Source organism: Spirosoma spitsbergense DSM 19989, from assembly GCF_000374085.1.
In the GTDB taxonomy this organism is placed as follows: Bacteria; Bacteroidota; Bacteroidia; order Cytophagales; family Spirosomataceae; genus Spirosoma; species Spirosoma spitsbergense.
In genome coordinates this window covers 29,583-51,039 of record NZ_KB893565.1, presented here as the reverse complement: position 1 = coordinate 51,039, position 21,457 = coordinate 29,583, and the positions used below count along the sequence as shown (strand labels likewise).

15 protein-coding genes are annotated in these 21,457 nt (G+C 52.8%); 2 read left to right on the top strand and 13 right to left on the bottom strand.

Features of this window, described 5'->3' with window-relative positions; all coding sequences use genetic code 11:
* The first annotated feature begins 68 nt into the window (after positions 1-68).
* Entirely contained in the window at positions 69-2,705 is a 2,637-nt protein-coding gene (locus B157_RS0122090) for a M14 family metallopeptidase (protein WP_157618540.1), read from the top strand.
* Between the two features lie 40 nt (positions 2,706-2,745).
* Here the strand turns inward: B157_RS0122090 and B157_RS0122085 are convergent, their stop codons facing one another.
* The 7 genes from B157_RS0122085 to B157_RS0122055 are packed head-to-tail and all read right to left on the bottom strand — an operon-like array spanning position 2,746 to position 6,897.
* The gene (locus B157_RS0122085) at positions 2,746-3,687 is read right to left on the bottom strand and encodes a phosphatase domain-containing protein (protein WP_020605490.1); all 942 of its coding nucleotides are present in this window, start codon (positions 3,685-3,687) and stop codon (positions 2,746-2,748) included.
* On the bottom strand, positions 3,650-4,321 hold the full coding sequence (locus tag B157_RS0122080) for a class I SAM-dependent methyltransferase (RefSeq protein WP_020605489.1): 672 nt from the start codon (positions 4,319-4,321) through the stop codon (positions 3,650-3,652). The genes B157_RS0122085 and B157_RS0122080 overlap by 38 nt, the downstream gene beginning before the upstream one ends.
* Positions 4,318-4,719: a HEPN domain-containing protein gene (locus B157_RS0122075; RefSeq protein ID WP_020605488.1), complete on the bottom strand. Its 402-nt coding sequence runs from the start codon at positions 4,717-4,719 to the stop codon at positions 4,318-4,320. The genes B157_RS0122080 and B157_RS0122075 overlap by 4 nt, the downstream gene beginning before the upstream one ends.
* Positions 4,716-5,087 carry a nucleotidyltransferase family protein gene (locus B157_RS0122070; RefSeq protein ID WP_020605487.1) on the bottom strand — a complete coding sequence of 124 codons (372 nt, stop codon included), beginning with the start codon at positions 5,085-5,087 and terminating at the stop codon, positions 4,716-4,718. The genes B157_RS0122075 and B157_RS0122070 overlap by 4 nt, the downstream gene beginning before the upstream one ends.
* Positions 5,088-5,125: 38 nt before the next feature.
* Positions 5,126-6,424, bottom strand: a complete 1,299-nt coding sequence (locus B157_RS0122065; protein ID WP_020605486.1) for a DUF5690 family protein — start codon at positions 6,422-6,424, stop codon at positions 5,126-5,128.
* Complete coding sequence (locus B157_RS0122060) at positions 6,411-6,668, bottom strand: Txe/YoeB family addiction module toxin (protein ID WP_020605485.1); 258 nt, start codon at positions 6,666-6,668, stop codon at positions 6,411-6,413. Before B157_RS0122060 ends, B157_RS0122065 begins: the two co-directional genes overlap by 14 nt.
* On the bottom strand, positions 6,661-6,897 hold the full coding sequence (locus tag B157_RS0122055; RefSeq protein ID WP_020605484.1) for a hypothetical protein: 237 nt from the start codon (positions 6,895-6,897) through the stop codon (positions 6,661-6,663). Before B157_RS0122055 ends, B157_RS0122060 begins: the two co-directional genes overlap by 8 nt.
* Before the next feature lie 329 nt (positions 6,898-7,226).
* Between B157_RS0122055 and B157_RS0122045 the strand changes: the two genes are divergently transcribed.
* Positions 7,227-8,429 (top strand): alpha/beta hydrolase family protein, encoded by a 1,203-nt coding sequence (locus B157_RS0122045; RefSeq protein ID WP_020605482.1) that lies wholly within the window; start codon positions 7,227-7,229, stop codon positions 8,427-8,429.
* Between the two features lie 712 nt (positions 8,430-9,141).
* Here the strand turns inward: B157_RS0122045 and B157_RS0122040 are convergent.
* The 6 genes from B157_RS0122040 to B157_RS0122015 all read right to left on the bottom strand — a co-directional run bounded on the left by B157_RS0122040 (position 9,142) and on the right by B157_RS0122015 (position 21,299).
* On the bottom strand, positions 9,142-11,946 hold the full coding sequence (locus B157_RS0122040) for a bifunctional YncE family protein/alkaline phosphatase family protein (RefSeq protein ID WP_026308885.1): 2,805 nt from the start codon (positions 11,944-11,946) through the stop codon (positions 9,142-9,144).
* A gap of 36 nt (positions 11,947-11,982) precedes the next feature.
* Positions 11,983-14,757, bottom strand: a complete 2,775-nt coding sequence (locus B157_RS0122035; RefSeq protein WP_020605480.1) for a phosphoesterase — start codon at positions 14,755-14,757, stop codon at positions 11,983-11,985.
* A gap of 93 nt (positions 14,758-14,850) precedes the next feature.
* A complete protein-coding gene (locus B157_RS0122030; RefSeq protein WP_020605479.1) occupies positions 14,851-15,381 on the bottom strand; it encodes a phosphonate degradation HD-domain oxygenase in 531 nt (176 codons plus the stop codon).
* Between the two features lie 49 nt (positions 15,382-15,430).
* Positions 15,431-16,354, bottom strand: a complete 924-nt coding sequence (locus B157_RS0122025; protein WP_020605478.1) for a metallophosphoesterase family protein — start codon at positions 16,352-16,354, stop codon at positions 15,431-15,433.
* An 85-nt stretch (positions 16,355-16,439) separates the two neighbouring features.
* Positions 16,440-18,035, bottom strand: a complete 1,596-nt coding sequence (locus B157_RS0122020) for a SusD/RagB family nutrient-binding outer membrane lipoprotein (RefSeq protein ID WP_020605477.1) — start codon at positions 18,033-18,035, stop codon at positions 16,440-16,442.
* Between the two features lie 60 nt (positions 18,036-18,095).
* Positions 18,096-21,299 (bottom strand): SusC/RagA family TonB-linked outer membrane protein, encoded by a 3,204-nt coding sequence (locus B157_RS0122015; RefSeq protein WP_020605476.1) that lies wholly within the window; start codon positions 21,297-21,299, stop codon positions 18,096-18,098.
* Positions 21,300-21,457: the final 158 nt, after the last annotated feature.

The window sequence follows — 21,457 nt, the reverse complement described above, 5'->3', positions numbered from 1 at the left end:
GTTCAACCGGGCAAACCCGCCCCGTTTCAGGAAACCCTTAACTACTATAACACCTCCTTAACCGCCTTATGCATTTTTCTGTCAGGAAACTAAACATGTGCCGGGCCGGGCTACTCCTTGCCCTGCTGTGCACGACGCTCGTTGCGCTGGCGCAGGTGCCCAAACCAATCGATGTGTTTGGCTTTGAGCCGGGTGCCGATTACAAATTAGCCAAGTACAACCTGCTGATGGACTATTATCAGCGACTGGATAAGGCCAGCAACCGGGTAAAGATGGTACAAATCGGCAAATCGGTGCTGGGAAAGCCGCTGATGTTGCTGATGGTGTCCAGTGAGGCCAACATGAAGCAACTGGACAAATGGCGCAGCATCAGCGAGCAATTGTCACGGGCCAGAATCGACGCGAAACAGGCCCGGACGTTAGCCGAAATGGGTAAAGCGGTTGTCTGGATTGACGTGGGTTTGCACGCGTCGGAAGTGGCCGCAGCCCAGATGATGCCCGAACTGGCGTACCGCATGGTCACTGAAGAATCGACGGAGATGAAGAAAATCCGCGATCAGGTAGTAGCTCTGCTGATGATCGAAATGAACCCCGACGGACTCGATATTGTGGCCGACTGGTACAACGGCAACCTCGGCACGCCCTACGAAACCACCTCGCCCCCCTGGCTCTATCACCACTACGTTGGGCACGACAATAACCGCGACTGGTTTACCAACAATATGCCCGAAACGAAGGCGGTGTCGGAAGTGCTGTATAATCAGTGGTATCCGCAAATCGTGTATAATCAGCACCAGTCATCCCCCGCCTGGACCCGCATATTCATTCCGCCTTTTGCCAATCCGGTCAATCCGCACATTCATCCTGGCGTTACGTCAGGAGTTAACCTGGTCGGGTCGGCCATGGCCAGTCGTTTCGCCATGAAGAAAATGCCGGGCGTGGTTTCGCAACTGCGCTTTAGTATGTGGTGGAACGGCGGTATGCGTACCGTGCCTTATTTTCATAACCAGATCGGCATTTTGACCGAAACGGCCCACGCTACTCCATCGCCCCGTTTTTATCCGCCCGATTCGCTGCCCAAAACGGTAGGCGTGGGTGTAACGGCAGCTACCAACGGAACCGAAATTTTTTACGCCGACCCCTGGAAAGGGGGAGAGTCGCACTTCCGGGATGCAGTCAATTACATGGAAGAAGCCTCAATGGCCACCCTAGTCCTGGCCGCCGACAAACGGGAGGAGTTCCTGTTCAATATCTACCAGATGGGCCGCGATGCCATCGAAACCGCTGGCAAATCGAAACCATTTGCCTATGTCATACCAGCCGATCAGTGGGACAAAGGAGAAGCCCTCAACCTGATAAACATGCTACGGCAAAGCGGGGTAGAGGTTAGCAAGGCTACCCAGCCGTTTCAGGCCAATAACGTCAGCTACCCGGCGGGGGCTTACATCATTTACGGGGGGCAGGCATTTATCCCCTACGTGATGGACCTGATGGAGAAGCAGGTACACCCCAATCAGCGACTATATCCGGGTGGCCCGCCCATTCCGCCCTACGACCTGGCCGGTTGGACCTTACCTATGCAAATGGGCGTGAAGGTAAACCGGGTGGATAAAGAATTCACTGCCACGGCAGACCCCGTGAAAGGACAGGCGGTAGCCGCACCCGGCGAGGTAGCGGCCAGCGCAGACTATGGCTACCGACTGTCGCGCAACGAAAATGCCAGCGTCAGTGCCGTAAACCGACTGCTGAGCGAAGGCGAAACGGTGTCTATAGGACCTGCCGATGCGGGTTCGTTTTTCATTCAGAAAGGAGCCAATACCGAACGAAGCATCAAAAAATTAGCGAACGAATTGGGGATAAGTTTCACCGCCCAGGCTACTAAACCCGCCAGCGGCATTACCCCCCTCAAACTACCCAAAGTGGGTCTGTACAAATCGTGGGTGGCCAACATGGATGAAGGGTGGACGCGCTGGTTTCTGGAGAGTTATGGTTTCCCGGTTGATACGCTGCACGATGCCGATATGGCCAAAAAAGATCTGTCGGCGTACAGTGCCATCATCATTCCCGACCAGGGCGTAAAGGAAATTCTGAACGGCCACGCGCCCAATACCATGCCCGCTCAATATACGGGCGGATTGGGGCTGGGCGGTACACTGGCCCTAAGCCAGTACGTGAACAACGGTGGGACACTTATCACCTTCGATGAAGCCAGCGATTTTGCCATCGAGTTGCTGGGGTTGCCCGTCAAAAATGTGACCGACGGACTATCTAATCAACAGTTTTACATTCCTGGCTCACTGATTCGGACTACTATAGACACCCGGACTTCACTCGCTGCCGGTATGCAACCAGAAGTGGCAGCCGCCTTCTCGAACAGCCGGGCGTTTGACATAGTCCGGCAACGCAGGGAGGGTGAAGGGGGTAAAGAAACCACGAAGGCCGCTCCCGAACCGGCCGTAGAACTGATTGCCAGCTACGCCAAAAAGGACCTGCTGATGAGCGGATGGGCCTTAAATGAAGATAAATACATTGCCGGGAAAGCAGCCGTGTTGCGGGCGCGTCAAAACAAGGGCAATGTCGTACTGTTCGGCTTCCGGCCCCAGTTTCGCGGTCAGCCACGCGGTACGTACAAGTTGATTTTCAACGCGCTATACGAAAGTACGCTCGCTAAAACCGCTGGAAATACCACCGGAAAAAGCGAATAACAAATTGGGCCTGCCGACCGGCAGGCCCAATCTATGCTGCTCAAAAATCACCGTAATCGACCTGAATGCACGTCAGGCCTAGCGTTCGTCGCCACATATCGACAACCTGCTGCCGATCGTCGACCACAAATTCGACGTAGTAACGGCCCAGAATATGCTGTTCGAAGAGTTCCCGCTTGATGATCGAATCTTTCCGGTTATCCTTTTGGGGGCGCATGAACAGGTCGTAGTCGGACGATTGCCAGCCAAATTGTTCATTCAGCCAGTGGATGGTTTGTGAGCGGCAAACGGCGTCCCGGCCCGAAAAAAACACAATTTTGTAGCCTGCAGCATGCAGGGCTTTCACCAGGTTAATAATGGGCCATTTGGGCGTATCGAGCCCTACCTGATGCCAGGCAAAAGGTGAGCGCTCACCCTTATCGGCCACGGTACCATCAATATCAACCAGAATACAGCGGGGCAGCGTTTCATCCTGCTTCCGCTGAAAGGCGGGATTCGTTGTCATGATTTCAGTCTGGAACCGGAAGGTCTGTTTCAGCACCGCCAGTTGTTCGGCCTGTTTTCGGATAACGGCCTCCCCTACCGAGTCAACGCGGTATTTGTCGCGCTGAATGCATTCGTTTACCAGAACGTCGATAAGTCGGTAGTTGATTTCTACTGCGTCGAAGTGAGTGCTTAGCAGCTTCCGAAACTCATTGATGTAACTCAGCCGGAGGTTTGTATTGTCGATCAATACGTTCCACCCCTGCCGTAAGCCCTCAATGATGGCCGTTTGCTGTAAGGCATTGACCAGATTTTCGACCCGATTTTTCTGGTCGTCGGGCCAGGTCTGCCAGTACTCCGGCAGGGATACTGGCAAGAGGCTCCGGCGCAGATCATCGCGGTTCACACGCAGCCAGTTTGGGTTGTCTGTGCAGAACTGTCGGGCAACCGTCGATTTGCCGCTACCACTCAGGCCACTCAAAATCAGTACTTTCTTCACTCGTGGATTGGGCAACTTCCCCGTTAATAAAATCGTAGGACACCAAGCTTTTCCCGTTTGGCATCCGGTAGGTTTGACTTCCGGCAAAACGAAATTCCGGCAAGGCGTGTTGCCGCAGTGTTTCGTCTGGTACCTCATGGGCAATGGCCGCCACGGGTCGGAGGGTCGTTACGCCCGTGTTGCTCACCCAGCCCGTATCGTTACTGCGCTGCAGCACGATGTTAAGTAATCCCCCGGGGCGGAGCACCTGCCGGAAACTGGCAAAAGCGCGTTCCAGATCGACGTATTCCAGAAACAGATGACAGATGATCAGATCGACAGAGTCAGCAGGAATAGGCACGACATCGTGGTTGATATCCGCCTGCACCAGCACCAGTTCATTCAAAATGGGATCGTATCGGTCATGGCAAATAGCCAGGTAAGCCGGATTAATATCAACCGCGTAGACCGTTCGGGCGTCCACAAAATGGGCCAATCCGTTACCCGTGCAGGCTCCGTACACCGCTACCGTCTGCGGATAACGCTGCTCCACCTTCTCACGGGTAATCTCATTCAGTTCAGCCAGTTGCCCCACCGTTTCGTGGCTCATGTGGCGTTCGTAATCGGCAGCGGGAACGTTGTTCCATGGATTCATTTGGTAGTTGTTTGTGAAGTAGTTTTTTGGAAGTAATCGAGTGTCATCTGGTAAAATCGGTGTGCGTCCGTGAGCAGTTCACGAGCCTGTTCTTCCGTGATATCGATATCCATGTTATAGTCTGCCGATTGACGGGCTTCAGCACTTCGAGCGATTAACTTACTAATTTCACGGTCGAAACGGCCTGTCTTCACGAAAAACTCATGGAACTTACTTCGTGCACCTTCGTGCGATTTAGCGATTACATCTTCGGACAGAAGCAAGGCGCTTATGCAATAAAATACAGCATAGTACGCCCGGTTAGCAAGGGCCAGTTCATACTCGTGTTTTAACAGCAAATCAGCCACTTCCAGTGTATCGGCAGCCCGTTCCAGAAAGCGGTTGAGTTGTTCATTCATATCAAAATCCCCTCCTGTCGGGCGTTTTGATAGATAGGGCCGAATGAGTATTCGTATTGGCGATGAGGGACGACCAAAGGGGAAATTATTTTTCCGTAACGGTCCAGAAAGTCAACCTGTAAATCGCTCAGGCTCCAGACTTCGGTGATGGAATTCAGTTGCCCGTCATTCAGGGTTATCATTAAATCAATATCTGATTCATCATGGTAGTCCCCGCGCGCGTAGGACCCATACAGCACAACGGCACGAAGCCGTTCCCCAAAATGCAGTTCCAGGGCCAGCCTAAATTCGCGGAGCATAGCCGACGTAGCTGGTTCGAGAGTGTATCCTGACGCAAGCGTTCGTGTGGCAGTCGTTACGTTTTCCATAGCCGGATGTGTTTGTTTCGCCGGTTGACAGTATTCATTTACTCAACAATGACTTTCGGCGTTGGGTTTACTGACGCAGTCCGAAACCGGCGGCTAAAGTACGCAAACGAAGCCACAACCAGCCCGATGTACAGCACAGCCATGATGTAGGCACCATACATAAAAAATTCGCGGTAGCTGATGGTGGCCTGCCCGAAGTTCTTGTACAACAGCACGCTCACACTACCCAGATACCCGTACCAGTCGGCCAGCGTGACGATGAAACCCACCGTACTCACGTACCGGAAAGACGCAATTAACCGCTCGAAATATAGCCCGTTGCAAGGCACATAGGCCATGTACAGACCGAGGCCCGTCAGCAGAAACCAGTTGCCCGCCGAGAGCAATTCGAGTGAGTACGCGTAGGTGCTTAACCCCACCAGCGCAGCCCCCGCCAGCATCAGGGCGTTCAATAGTGCGAAGGCGCGAAAGTTGTTGGTTACGCGCTGAAGCAACGCCATCACAATCAGGATACCAACGGCTACCAGCGTTTCGGTTTTAGCGAAAATGCCGGGGTTATCGACGCCCGCATCGCGCAGTATTTCGGGACCGAAGTTATCGCGAAAGTCCCGGAAAGCCGATAGCAGCACGTAGGAAGCAATAAGCAGCACCAGCCCCACCCGAAAGTTGGCGATAAAAGCGCGTCGTTCGGCAGCATCCATCGGTTTGCGTTCAGTACGAAGGGCACGATCTTCGGCCGTTGGTGGGGGCAGCAAGGTGAGGGCATACACGGCCAGCAGCAACGGCGGCACGAAGAGTAATCCCGTTACGAAGGGTAGCCAAAACTCGGAGACGCCCCAATCGGCACGGATGGTGAGCGCAACGGTTTTCACAAACCCGGACGCAAAAATGAACGAAGCCGTCAGTCCGGCTACCAGCGCATCAGTTTGTTTGCGTCCTTCCAGAAAACCCAGCATGATGCCATACACCATACCCAGCGGCAGACCATTCAGAAATAGAAAAATAATATTGTACGGTGCCGGAACCAGGGCAAAACCCAACAGGGCCAGTTCGGCAAACCCAATAAACAGCAGAATACTCAACGCCCGCCGTCCCGGCGACATTTCCGAAACGACCTTGACCCCAATTCGCTTGGAAGCCGCGTAGCCTAAAACCTGCGCCGTGATGAGCCAGATTTTGTAGCTGATACCGGCAAAGGCCACCCCCTCGAACGTGACGGCGGTAATTCCCTTTCGGAAGGCGTACATGCAGGCATACGTACAGAAAGCGGCCACCGCGCCAAAAATGGTGAAGGTGGTTGGGTTACGCAGGAAACGGGGGACGTTAGTAATGGTCACGGCAGGCAAGTACAATCAGAAATTCGTCGGTAACTTTATAGATCAGCCGATGCTCCTGATTAATTCGTCTCGATATGCACCCTTTGTATTCGTGTTTCAGCAATTCCGGTTTGCCTTTACCGTCAAATGGCGTCCGCTGTGCTTCAGCCAGCAGTTTCACTATTCGCGCAAACAGTTTTTTATCTTCTGTTGCCCAGGCTGTAAACTCATCAAATGCTTCATTCTCAAATAATAATCTACGCATCTGGTTGATAATCTGATAGATTAACTTCCCGAACAAGACCATCTTCTACGTTTTTCAACCGGCGCATCAGAGTTTCATTTAAGTAGGCATTGCTGCGAATGGAATCGGTTTCATCTGACGATTCTATTTCAACCGTTACTTTCACCCGATGATGCAAGAACAGTGTTTGCATCGCTTTCAGAAATTTCTCGTCCAGTTCGCCCGGATTGAGGTGATAGGTTGCTTCCATAGCTGGTTTCAATTCAGACAAAAATAATCAAGTCATTACTCATAAGCTAACCTATACTGAAAGCATTCTCTCCAGCAAATGTGCCTCGTTCTGCAAGCAGATAACAACAAAGAAACTAACAAGTATGATGGGCTAAAAGACCAGTTGTGATTACCAGAATTTTTTTGTCAGAACAGGGTAAGAACGTGTTAGGCCATCGGGCTGAATCCCGGTTTGCGCAGCCGTAGCATTCCCGGCAAAGTGGTGCAAAGCCAGGCCCCCGGGGTAAACGAAAACCGGGTAATCAGCGTTAAAAAAGCAGACACAAAACAGCAACACAACACGCTTTCATGCTAACAGGAATTAAATCAATCGTTACGTTATTATTCGCTGGCTACCTGGTACTGGCAGTACCTACAGGATGCCGTCAGTCTAACGAAAGTGATCCCCTTGCTCCTGCTTCTACCCGAACGTTAGTCAGCAGTTCGCTGATAGGCGAGTTCTCGACGGCTCAGTTACGGAGCCGGTTTAGCGGTGTTACGGCTCCGCTTCAATTTTTCATTCGCTATGGCATCAAGGCTTATCGGCTGGAATACACCACAACGAACACCGATGGGAAAACCATCAAGGCGTCGGGGGCACTCCTTGTGCCAACGGCGCAGGCCGCCTTTCCGCTGCTCAGTATGCAACACGGGACAATTACGAGTGACAGTGATGCCCCCTCTTACTTTGAGTCAGGCAGCGAAGCCTATACCTATGGTTCGGTATTTGCGTCGCAGGGCTACATCATTGCGGCCCCCGATTATATTGGCTACGGAGCCTCGAAAGACCTGCCTCACACGTACGAACAGCGAAACGGACTGGCAACGGCTTCGCTCGATATGCTGCGGGCCGCCCGCGATTTCCTGGCCGACCAACAGGTGAACTGGGACAAGCGCTTGTTTATTGCCGGCTATTCGGAAGGGGGTTACGCTACGCTGTCACTGCAAAAGAAACTGGAAGAAGAAACCGGCAACGAGTTCAATCTGGTTGCCTCAAGCTGCGGGGCAGGGGCCTATGACAAACCGGCTTTTATGAACCAGATTATCAACAATGAGTCGGCTGGCGTAGATTATATCAATCGGCTTTACCTATGGGTGCTGCTCACCTACGACCGCATCTATGGACTAAACCGCCCCATGACGTATTATTTCAAAGAGCCTTATGCCTCGCAGATTAAGGCCCAGGGAAAAGACGCATCCATCAATGTCAGCCTGAATAAGATCTTCACGGATAGTTTCAAGCAGGCCATCAACACCGGAACGGATAAAGAATTCCTGGCTGCGGTGCAGGATAATGACATCCACGACTGGAAACCCAAAACCCGTACGCAGCTTTATCATGGCGATGCCGACGAGATCGTTCTATACCTCAATTCTCTGAACACATACGAAGCCATGCAGAAACGGGGTGCCACGAATGTAGAACTAAAAACCATGCGGGGAGCCACCCACGGAACCGGTATTCTGGAGTTCATTACCGGAACGTACGCCTTCTTTGGTTCGGTACAGTAAGCTGTTTTGCAGGGGAGGGATCGAACATCCGTTTAGTGGGGGTTTTTCGTCTTTCATACCTCTCCGATTCTACGTATTCTCCTCCTTAATCCTCCAGCCGGGCGGTCAATTTTTTGTTAAAGGGAGGCCAGTTACAGGCAAATGGCGTGCAGGGCCTAAAAGGACGTGAAGTCATTTTGATATTACATCGTTAACGTCGGTGTAGAGGACTCGTATTTCCGACCAATGTAGTAATAGCGATGGCGACAGGCGTTGCACTGGTACGCCTTGCTCGGGACAATTCTTAACCATTTTGGCCTTGCAATACGGTCGGTGTACATATTCCCGCAGACAGGACAATCTTTTTTAAACCTAACCTTTCGAAAAAGGTAAAATAGTACAGCAAGTATAGCCATACTGACCAGGGCCAGCAGAGTGATTGATTTGAGTGTCATGGAGAGTAGGGATTTTAGTATGAAGTTGCTCCAAATCAATCACTTAATCAACTATTACCCGCAAAAAATAAACAGCATATTACCTCTTCTACATATAGTACAATTTTTGTTCTTCTTAAGCACCTTACGGGTGCGTATATATCTATTACTGAGACTATTTGACCAATAATTAGCTCAACATAGGTCAGTATAATCCTACATTTTGCCCCCAAACTGGGATTTACATGAATTCCAGCTGTTTCTGTCTGTCTGCATACCTTACTACAAACGATATTTCCCTACCGATTCCCCTTCTTTTTCTTCTTCGTCTTTTCCCGGGCATCTTCGTCGTCTTCGGCCCGGCGTTTCTGCATGGTTTCGGTACGGTCTAACTCCTCCGATTCCGAGAAGGCTTTCCAGTCAAACTTTTCGTCGAAGGGGTCGAGAGCTTTTTGTGGGTCGAACAGGCGGACGTCGGCGGGGAGGGCGCGGAAAGGGGTAAAGTCGGGCTGGTCGGTGAAGAGGTCGCTCATATCGGTAGCCCCGGCGTCGTACTGGTTCAGGCAGGGAATGCCCAGAATGTTCCAGAACGTTTTGAACACGCTGCCGAAACTGTAATGCACATGACCGACGTAATTCTTTTTTGCGTAGGGCGAAATGGCGACCATCAGGCTCCGGTGCGCGTCGATGTGGTCAACACCGCCCTGCGGGTCGTCTTCCACGATGAAAATAGCCATGTTTTTCCAGTAGGGCGTGTTCGACAGAAACTCGATGGTGCGCCCCACGGCCAGGTCGTTATCCGACATGTAACTCTCCGTGAATGGGAAACCAGCTTTCGGGCGCGGTTTGGTTCCGTGGTCGTTGGGCAGCATAAGCGTAATGACGGGCGGCAGCGTATCGCCCTTACCAATCCCGTTCGGCATCCATTTTTCGTTGAACTCTTTGATGAACACATCGGCCCGAAACTGGTCGGGTACGGCCATATTATAGGTAGGAAACGTGCGTGACGACCGGTCGAACAGGGGGGCGGGCAGCGGGTAGTTGATGGTGTATTTTTCACCGATGTATTTCATGGTACTGTCGCTGTAGGCACCCGCCATTTCGACCCCGAATCCAAAGTTAAAGAAGCCCTTTTTCCAGCGTTCGAGGTGTTCCCACATGGAGCCGCCTTCGTTGTAATCTTCAGGGTAAATGGACCCGGCCGAACCGTAAAAACTCAAATTACCGGGAGCCTCCGAACTATCGCGCATGGAACGTTTGCCGCCGTACGCTGCCGCTGTTCCTGTTTCGACCCACTCATTCGGGTACGTGTTTACGAGCCACCGATGCCCGTCTGCCGATACGTCGGAGTCGCAGTAAAAATTGTCGGACATGGCAAACCGGCGGGCTAAAGCGAGATGATTCGGCATGACGTTCGCGTTTTCCACCACCTGATTCCCACGCCGGGCTTTCACCGGTACGCCCACGCCATAGCGAGCCAGGGTCGAGTCGCCATCTCCGTTGGTCACCTGCCCGAATATTTCATCGTAGGTGCGGTTCTCTTTGGCCAGAAAAACGATGTGCTTAATGGGTGACTGCTTCTGACCGGGAAACGCCGGGATAGGATTGGCCGATGGTTTCACGTCCGATACGGGGCGAACGGTAAAGTTGTTGGCCATAACCTGCTCGGTTTCGGCTTTTAACTGGCTATCCGCTGGAATGTCTATCACCGATACCGTACCATTCATCAGACTGCCGATATAGCTTCCCGTTGGTCCAAGCTGGAAATTTTTACCGCCGTTCGGTCCGCTGCCAAATCCTTTGGCGTTGGCCACAACCAGCTTTTTACCCGGTCCGCCGTCGCGGTCCAGACTCACTTTCAGTTTCGACGGAAACCAGCCCGTCGGGATATGCCCCAATACGGTCAGCGTTGGCACATCGACTACGGCCACGGCGTTGATACCCGCTTCTGCCACGAACAGCCGTTTTTGGTCCGGCGAAAGTGCCAGCCCAAAGGGAATGATGCCCCGTAGAGTACCGAGCCGTGGGTCGGGAGAGAGACCGATGTTTTTCAGTACTTTACTAGTTTTTACGTCGATGACCGATATGCAGTCGTTATTGCCGTTGCTCACGAACACGTACTGGTCAGTCGCTACTACTGAGTTGGGACTACTGCCACCCACCGCTGGAAAATCCTCCACCATTTCCCCTACAAGGAAACCGGTTTTGACTTTGGCCGTAACTACTGGCTGACTACCCAGTCGAATGCTCCAGACCGAAAACGCTTCCGGCACGTTCGGGTCGCCGAGGGCGGGGACTCCTTCGGACGGAATACCTTCCTTCATTTCGGTCGAGCCATATTTCGTAGCCGGAAAATTATGGGCCGTTTCCTTGAGGTCTTTCCTATCTAAATCCGTGAACGGCTTATACTCAAAAACGCCCACATTGGCCACATAAGCCGTTTTTTCATCCGGCGATAGCGTAATACCGAACGGGTAGCGACCCGTTGGCACATTGTGCAGAATCTTTTTGGTGGCCATGTCGATAACCAGCATCCGAAAGCCAATCTGGTCAACAGCATACAGAGTTTTGCCGTCCTGCGTGAGGACCATATCGCCGATGTAACCGTGCTTGTAGTCAGCCGTTGACGTTTTTGCGCTACAGTTAATTACCCCACCCGGTTTGCCGGTAGTGAGGTCGAACGAGAAGATTTTGTTGGTTTCTCCCCCCGCCACATACACAGTCTTGCTGTCGGGGGTTACGGCCAGCCCCATAAAACAGGCTTCGAGAACACCGTTATCCGTTTTGACCCCTTCCGGAATCTGCTTCACCGCTGGATTACTGCCGAATACATCGCTCAGGATGGAAATTGAAAACGGATTTATCCCCGAATTGGCAGTAACAACTGTCTTTCCGTCAGGCGAAATTATAAGGCCGTAGGGATGCGGAGCCGTTTCTATCTGCGTGCCGCGTGGGGTAATAAACCGGCCGTTGGGCAACACGGTCTTGCCGGTTTTATTAATTTTCGTTTGTTCGTTCCCCGCCGGGGCCGACATGATATAACGGGGCGCTGGCTGCGCTATAGCACTCAGAGAAGCCAGGAAAAGAAGGAACGTTGCTCGCATAGTAATGAAGTGACCCCGTTGGGGATTAGTTAAAGGCTATTTATTTTCCTGTTGCCGGTAATGTTCCCGGCGCTGGTCGGCTTTGTCGTCCATTTCGGGACCCTGCTGGATTTTACGCCAGTCGAAGGTTCTGTTGTACGGCTTCATGGCCTGCTGCGGGTCAAACACCCGCACGTCGGGCAGTACGGCGTCGTAAGGCGTGTAATCGGGTGTAGACGTGAAAAAGTCTTGTAGCAGGGAGGCCGTTGCGTCGTACTGGTTCACGTAGTTTACGCCGAGGATGTTGTAAATCACTTTCAGAATCGAACCAAAGTTAGCGTGTGTGTGGGAAACATACCCCCGTTTCACGTACGGACCAGCCAGCATCAGCACCGAGCGATGGGCATCAATATGGTCAACGCCCCCCTGCGGGTCATCTTCGGTTACAATCACCAGCATATTTTTCCAATAGGGCGTTCGCGACAGAAAATGAAGCATCCGGCCCAGGGCCAGGTCATTGTCGGCCATGTATGAATGCAGGTACGGGTAGCTTTCCGTTGGGCGTGGTCCGGCTCCGTGGTCGTTGGGCAGCATGGCCGTAATGAGTTGCGGCAAAGGCTGTTTATTTTTCCCTAACCATTTAGCCGTGAACTCCCGCTCGAACTGGTCCATCCGAAACTGGTCGGGGATATTGGTGTTATAACCGGCGAAGTTGCGCGACGTATGCCGGAAAGCCGCTGCGGGCATGGGAAACACTACCGGCGTTGCGGCTCCGAAGGTGGTGTCGTACTGTTCTTCGTAATTACCGGCAAACTCGTTGACCTGCCCAAAATTATAGAAAGACACCTTGCTGCGCTCCATAGCTTCCCATAGTCCGCCAATCTCGTTGTAATCTTCAGGATCGATTGCACCCGACGCTTTCGGGAACCGCCGACCGGGAGCTTTAGAGAATGCATCGAACCGCCCCGCTGAGGCCGCATTAGCTTCGACCCATTCGTTCGGGATGGTACCCATCATCCAGTGGTGCCCGTGAATGCTGGCATCCGAGTCGCAGTAAAAATTATCGGAGAATGCCCAGTGCCGGGCTAACCGGGCGTGGTTGGGCATTACATCGGCTCCCGCCACGCTGATGGAATCAACGGGCAAATCGGTGGTGCGGCCGCTATTACCCCGCGTGGTATTGATCTTGGTTTTTATCGTCACGTTCGTACCAAAGCGGGCCAGAGTGGAGTCGCCTTTACCGGTTTCAAGTTGCCCCAGTACCTCGTCGTACGTCCGGTTTTCCTTGGTGATATAGACGATGTGTCTGATGGGAGAACAGGTAGCAGCCGGGCGCGACTTTGGCAGTACCGGTAGCGGATTTTTTCCATTGTCGGCGACGGAAACGGTCTGGTAGGTATTGTCAATCACCTGTTTGGTGTAGGTAGCCAATTGCGCAGGAGTCGGTACCGGAATCGCCTGAAATGTACCCAGCTGAATATCCCCGATGTATGTTCCGGCGGGCGGTTTCACAAAATCCGCTCCGCCATTGGGTCCGGCTCCGTAACCCCGTGCGGAAGTAACATAAAGCGTTTTCTCATCGGGCGAGAGCGCCACGCGGGTAGGTCCCCAACCGGTAGGAATCAGTCCGCGTACTTTGCGGGTCGGCACATCGATAACGGCAACGGCGTTGAACGCCAGTAGAGCTACGTAAAGGTTTTTTTCCGGTCCGCCGGTGCGGTCTTTCGAGAGCGTCAGGCCGAAAGGAGTCATACCCCGATATTTGTCGATGCGCTGGTCGATTTTCAGCGGAATGGTTCCGGCCAGTTTCCTTGCCTTGTAGTCGATAATCGAGATGTTATCGTTGGTGGCGTTGGACACGTAAGCGTAGCGACTGCCCACTACCACCGAGTTTGGCGATGACCCGCCGACCACTTCAGCATCTTCAATCATGCTGCCAATCTGCACGCCCGTTTTCAGTTTTGCCGTAACCTTGTTCGTTGTTAAATCGACCAGCCAAACGCTCATGGCTTCGTCGGCCAGCGGGCTGCCCAGCCCCGGAATTTGGCGCCCTTCAATTTCCACCCCTTCCCGCGACTCGTTGGTATGCGCACCGTAAGCCGGGAACTTGAGCATCATCGTGTCCTTGTTGGTCTTCGTCACACCCGGCACTAACGGATACGAATACAAACCGACGTTGGCCACGAACGCCGTACGTTTATCCGGGCTGATGGCCAAACCAAAGGGTTGCCGCCCCGTGGGAATGGAAGCTGTAATCTGTTTGGTTTTCAGATCAATGCGTACCAGTCGAAAATTAGCCCGGTCCAGCACGAGTAGTTCGTTGCCGTTCACCAGCAAATCGGACGTGAAGCTATCGACAAACCCATTACCATTCAGGTCAATGCTATCGGTAGCATGCAGGGTTTCGGTATCGAATACGATGACGCGCCCTTTATCGCCGTTACTCAGATAGACCGTTTTATTGTCGGCGGCAAAAGCGACGCCCAAAAACGTAGCCCCATTAACCGGCGACGGAATTTTACCGGCATAATCGGGAATACGGGTAGCGACGGGGGTTTGTCCAGCTAGGTTCAGCACCGTCAAAACGCCGTCGTGCAGCGTAACAGCCCGTTTCCCGTCGGGCGACAGCGTCAGCCCAAACGGGTCGTTGGTGATACGAATCGTGTGCCCTGCCGGGGTTACGTATCGCCCGCTGGGCAACACCGACTTTCCATTGATATCTATGTGGCAGAACTCGGTTCGTCCGGGAACTTGCAGTGTTGTATATGTTTTTGACGACTGAGCCAGCGCATCGATGGAAAAAAGGAGAAGGGATAGGAAAAAGTATTTCATAGCTTTTTGTCATCCCGACGAAGGAGGGATCTTGAGTCTGCTTAATGTGTAAGATCCCTCCTTCGTCGGGATGACAAAAACAGGACAAAAAAACTACAACAGATTTTCAAACTTTTCCAGATAATGCTCCATGCCAGGGGTGGTAAGGCCCGGAATTTTGGCCTGTTCGTCCCAGGCCCGTAGCTGTAAAATCCCCTTAAAGTACGGATTGGTTTCAAATGCCAGCGCTTCGCCCGCTTTCATTGGGCCACCCTGAAACTCCAGTGTTCTCACGCTGGCTTCCGATAGCCGGGCAAAGTAATCGGGGTGTTTATACACCAGGTACCGCTTGGCATTAACGTGGTTTTCAATTAGTTGCGCCACTTTCTCCGAGAAGCCCTGCTCGCGCAGGAAGTCGGCACCGAGTTTTTCGTGGTCCACCGTACCATAGCCATCCATGTATCCGTTGGCCAGTTCGGGGGGCAGTAGATGACCAATATCATGCAGGAAAGCGGCAACGACTGTTTCGTTATCGGCACCGTGCTGCTCCGCTAAGTGAGCACACTGCAGGGCGTGTTCGAGCTGCGTAACGGGTTCGCCATAATAGGCATCCTGACCACTCTGGGCAAAAAGTTGGGCAATCATTTTTGAGGGATTTACCCCAGCCCCTCACCACCAGGAAGGGGTTGGGGTGTTAGGCATACTGTAAATACGTTCGTTCAATCGTTCCGTCGTCGTAGAGATCAAAAAGAGCGTAGCCAGCGTGGGTTTGGCGGTGCATCTCACTTTTCCACCAGTTACCGCTCACGGCTCCGTTGCAGAAATAGCTGACGTTGTTGTACACAACCTGATCGAGCAGGTGTGTATGACCACTCAGGCAGGCTTTCACATTCGGGAACTTCACGAACAGCGCAACAAGGTCCGGGGCATTGGACACGGCCAGCCCGTCAATCATGGTTTGTTTACCATCAATGGCCGGAATGGGCTGGGCAAAGTCGAACACCGTGGCGGTCAGAATCGGTACGTGCGACATGACCAGTACCGGCGTAGTGGCGGGTGTCTTCTGTAAATCAGCCTCCAGCCAGGCGAGTTGTTCTGCATCGACGTTGGTAGCATACCACACACCATTGGCTTTGGGCTGTACACTATCCAGAACCACAAAATGCCAGCCCTGCTCATCGAAACTATAATAGCGATTTTTCAGATGAAGTTCGTCCTGTATCCAGGCTTTACCGTAGGCGCCATCGGCTTTGGCCGCGTCGAAACCCCAGATATCGTGATTGCCGATGGCATACCGAATTGGTAACGAGTTTTCCGCTTTTGTGACCCGGTTCCAGGCATCCCACTGCTTTCTGACGGCCGCTTTATCGAGCACGAGCGCGTCCATAATCACGTCGCCCCCATGCAGAACGAACGCTGGTTTGTCGGCCTGCTTCTGTATATGCTGCAAACAGGCCGCTACACCATCCATCTGCTTTGTTTCGGGCAGAATATGCGTATCGCCGAGATAGGCAAACCGGACAGCGCGTTTGCGTGCTCCAGTTGTTGTAGTGGCGAGGTCAGGCGCAGTTGCGAAGGGTAGCAAACTGGCCGACTTGAGGAGAGTTCGACGGTTCATAGGCAAGGTAAAATGAATTGTCAGCGCATCTACTCAGTCATTTCTGAGAACAGCCGAGTGGGTACGCTGACAAATTAACGAACAATTACTTCAACAGCCACATGGTGGCGTTGATATCATCGTTACCACCATATTGGCTCGTCAGGGTTGCGTTGAGATTGGTCCCATTGGTGGTCCGCTCGTTATTCGGATACTGCCACCGCTTGGGGATACGGCCGCTGTTTCCGGTACCTACACCCGTCAGGAAGGTCGGCACACCCGTCCGGCGCTGGTTGTACCAGGCTTCCATCCCCGAATTCTGGAAGAACGCCAGGTACTTCTGAGTCAGAATCTGTTGCAGCCCATCGGCTGTGTTACCAGCGTACTTTACAAGGGGCTGGGCGAGGTAATCGGCCAGGGTGAATTTGATCGGGTAGGTATCGAAGTTGCTGATGCCACCATCCCGCGAAAAGGTAACGGTATTGTCGCCATCCTTCAGCCCGTAGAAACCCATCGACGCGCTGATGCCTTTCTGGTAATAATCGGCGGCATTGCCGGTAGACCAGCCCCGGTTGATGCCTTCGGCAATGTTGAACTGTAGTTCAGGATAACTGATGATAAAAACAGGCTCGCCGGCATAGGTTGTGTAATAGCGTTTGCGATTTTGGAAAGAATATTCTCCCTGGAGAGCTTTGGTCGACATATCCTGCAAATCCTCGCCCGAACTGGCCCCCACAAACGCGGTAAAATCGGTGGGTTTTAAGCCCGCTTTCAGCTTGACAGCGGCTGGTTCAGCCACCACGAACAGGCGTGGATCCTGCCGGGCTACCAGCAAGTCGATATAGGTTTTAGCCATGTTCTCGCGGGTTGCGCTCTGACCAAAATTATCCTGGTTGCGGGGGTACTTCGTAACGCTGTTATAGATGAACTGAAGGTTATCGTCCATACTGGTCATCACCGGGTACTTAGCGGAGTTGGTAATTACATCGGCAAACGTCTGTTTGATGTTCAGGTCGGTATCTGCTTCTTTTTTGCTCAGGTTAATCAATACCCGCAGTTTGTAGGTGTTCACTACTTTCTGCCACTTGCGCAGGTCATTGCCCAGCAGGTAATCCCCGGCCAGGGTATTGTCACCTTTGGTGATAACAGAAGTCAGGTCAGTATTAGCCTCTTCCAGCCATTTCAGAATCTGTATGTACACCGTTTTCTGGTCGTCGTACTTCGGCTCCAGGTCGGTTTGGCCTTGTAGGGCTTCCGAAAGCGGCACATCGCCCACGCGCCGGGTCATGTTCTCATAGAAGTAAGCCCGGAAGAACTTGCCCAGTGCCGAATACGGATTTACGTCGGCGGCACCAGCCCGTTTAGCTTCCTGTTCCATCTTGATCACGTCTTTCAGGGTGTAGAAGTTCAGGGAAGTAGTGGTCCAGGAGTACTCGTTCGTGGCGTAGTAGTTGTAATTACTATCGTAGAACTGGTTGTACCGCTGCTCGGCTCCCCAGGGGTCGTACGTTACCCCGGCAAAGCCCGACGGGCTGTTACTGGCATTGTACATATCGTTCAGAATACCCCGTAGCACCAGCGAGGCCGGCGCATTGACCGGACGGTTGGGGTCTTTTTCGAGTTCGTCGAACGATTTCTCGCAACTTGTCAGCAGAAGTGACAGTACGGTTATCGACAGGCAGAATAAAACACGAACGTTCATTATAGATAGGAGTTTACCTGGCTCCGTACACGGTTTGGAACGGAGCCGGGAGTGATGTTTTTAGAATGTTAGATTGAGATTGATCCCGTACCGGCGTGTGGTAGGCGTTTGCAGGTCTGACCGGCCATTGCCCGTAAACTGGTCGATGTCGATGTCTTTACGCTGGGCAAAGTAAAGCAGATTACGCCCTACGAGCGAGACCGATGCCTGTTTTACACCAATGCGGTTTAGCAGGGCAGATGGCAGGCTATAACCGATAATAACCTCCCGCAACTTGGCAAAGCTACGACTGATTATATTGCCTCCATCGAACCCGTACCGACGGGCGATATAGTCCTGCAAAAAGGCTTTCGTTGTGTTTGGGGCAAACTGAAGTTCGCTATAATTGGTCACGCGACCGTCGGCATCGTAGTTAATCTGGCCCCCGTTAGAGACCACAACGCCTTCGCCTACGTACGACTTCACACCCAGCAGATCCTGCTTGCGGGCTTCGCCCATAACGCCCTGCACCGTATTGATAATCCGGCCACCGGCGTAGGCCTTCTGTTGCACGTAGTCGGAAATAACGCCCCCCACCCGGCCATCGAACTGGAAGCTAAACGTAAGTGCTTTGTAACGAAACTGGTTGTTGACGCCCCACACCCAGTCGGGGTTGATGTTGCCAACGTACTGAGATACGGGTCCGATGATGGGCCGACCACCGGCATCGTTGATGATCTGACCATCGGGGGAGTAGACGTACGTACGGGTGTAGTAGCTATCGACGCGGTCGCCCACTTTAAAGAAGGTGTTTAGGGAGTTTACGCCGGGGTAAAACTCTTTGTACCGCTCGGTGTAGGTCGACCAGTTGGCCAGCACATTCCAGTTCAGTCCGTTAGCGTTGCGGAGTGCCTGACCCGTTAGTGAAAGCTCCACCCCTTTTTTCTGGGTTTTGATGCCGTTTACGAGCAGCGACGAGTAGCCCGTGGTTTCGGAGATGGGCAGGTTGAAAATGCGCGGCCCATCGTTGCTAATGTAGTAAGCCGCGTCGAAAGTCAGCCGGTTATTCAGGAAACGAACGTCCAGCCCGGTCTCAAACTGCGAGGTCGAGTTGGGTTTAATATTGGGATTGTTCAGCGTGTTGGTATAGTAGGCCGACGGCTGGTTATTGTAGGTCAGGGGCGTACCGTATACCGCCGAGTTCTGGTAGGTTGGTCCGTCGTAGGCCGACTGGTACTGCTCGCCGTAGCCCAAAGGGAACTGCGGAATGCCGATGGTCGACTGGGTGAGGGCATCTTTTACGTTGGCAAAAGAGCCGCGCACTTTCAGGAATGAAACGGCCGCAGGCAGTTGCACGTAATCGGATATCACCGTACTCAGGGCTACCGAAGGATAGAAGAATGTGTTGTTGCCTTTCGGTAATGTCGACAACTTGTCGACCCGGCCCGTAGTCGACAGGGTAACGAAATCGCGCAGGGTGAAATCGGCCGAATAATAGGCCGACAGTACCCGCATATCGGCCAAGTAGCTGGACGCAACCAGCGGGTTGGCCGAGTTGGCAAAGGTGTAAACGCCCGGCACGTTCAGGTAGTTGGTCGAAGTAAAGTTCGAGTTGTAATTATATACCCGCAGGTTACCACCGGCAATGGCGTTGATACTCAAAGCCGGTATCACTTTACGATTATACTTGATAAGCAGGTCAGTGTTGTTATCGAGCAGGTTCCGGCGGTCTTCGCGGTAGTCGCCCCGCGCTTCCTCGCGACCATAAGCCGTAGCCGAGTAGGGCATTTTCTCCGTCCGCAGCAGATTCCAGGTCGACACCTGCGTCCGCAGAGTAGCATCCAGCCCCGGAGCGATGGTATAATTCAGCGAAGTCTGACCAATAATATCGGTTTTGTAATGCCCCCGCAGCCACTCTTTCGATACGAACCAGGGATTGTTGTAACGCTGGTATTCAGCGTAAATCTGCTGGATACCTTCTTTACCCGGCTGCCAGTAGTTCTTCAGCTGATCGACATCCCAGTCGGCACCACCCCAGATCCCCACGTTGTAAATCAGGGAATTTGGTCCGTAGTTGATATCCGGAATATTGGGCGTGTACTGGCGGTTCACCTGTACATCGGCCATAAACCGGAGTCGGTCGGTGAAGGTATACCCCGTCGAAATTTTGAAGGTAGTACTGTTCAGCTTGGTGTTAGGAACCAGACCGCGCTGGTAGTTGTGTGAGAGCGAGAAGCGAAGATCATATTTTTCCCCCGATGATGAAACGGCAATATTGTTGGTCGACAGAATCCCGGTCTGCAAAAAGCGGGAGAGATTATTGGCACCCCGGGCCACGTAAGGTGTTGGCTGGCGGTCGCTGATGAAGGGCTTAACGGCCGGGTTGGCGTACGTAGTCGTGTAACTCTGGCCGGGGGTAACGGGACTATCATACTGCGGGATCAACTGCCCGTTAAAAGCTGGTCCCCAGATGTCATAATCACCATCATTGTAACCACCACCGCGTCCGTCGCGGAAGGCATATACGCCGTGGTCGCCGGGGCCGTATTCATTCTGTAGTTTAGGAATAGCCAGAAAGCCGTTATCGAACATCTGGCTCGTGTTCACGTCGACCTGGAAGCCCCGCTTATCTTTCGAGCCGCGTTTGGTGGTAATCAGGATGGCTCCATTTTTGCCCCGGAAACCGTACAGGGCCGAAGCGGAAGCCCCTTTCAGGACCGAATAGGTCTCAATATCGTCGGGGCTGATGTTCCACGTATCGGAGTTGATGGGTACGCCATCGATAACGAACAGCACGTCAGTATTACCCCGCAACACGATGTTGGGTCGGCGCAGCAGTTCAGCACTAGCCCCAATGGTAAGCCCGGCTACTTTACCCACCAGCGAATTGATTGGATTTGGCTCACGGGCTTTGGTCACGTTGGCCCCGTCAATCGACTGAATAGAGACACCAATGGTGCGGATATCTTTTTTGATACCCAGGGCCGTAACAACTATTTCGTTCAGCGTCGATGTACCAACGGCCAGCGAAACATCAATCGCCGTGCGCGTACCGACGGGTACTTCTTTTGTTTCATACCCGATAAAAGAGAACGTCAGTGTAGCATTGGCGGGTATACGAATCGAGTATGTACCATCGGCCAGGGTGGTGGTTCCGGTGGTTGTCCCTTTCACCAGAATAGACACGCCGGGCAGCGGCTGGTTATCATCGGCGGCCGTAACGCGTCCCGAAACAGTTTGTGCCAGGGCGGCAAAACCGGGCAGCAGGCAAAACAAAAAAGCCACCCATAATCGGCGTAGCAAACGAGTATCGGTCAACCGGGAAGATGGCACCGGAATTGGTAAAGTAGACATCATAACATATGCAGGTTAGTATTACTTAGGTAATTACCTGCAAAGGTATAGCCTCACTTTTTCAGCAATGACTACTGAATATCAACGAT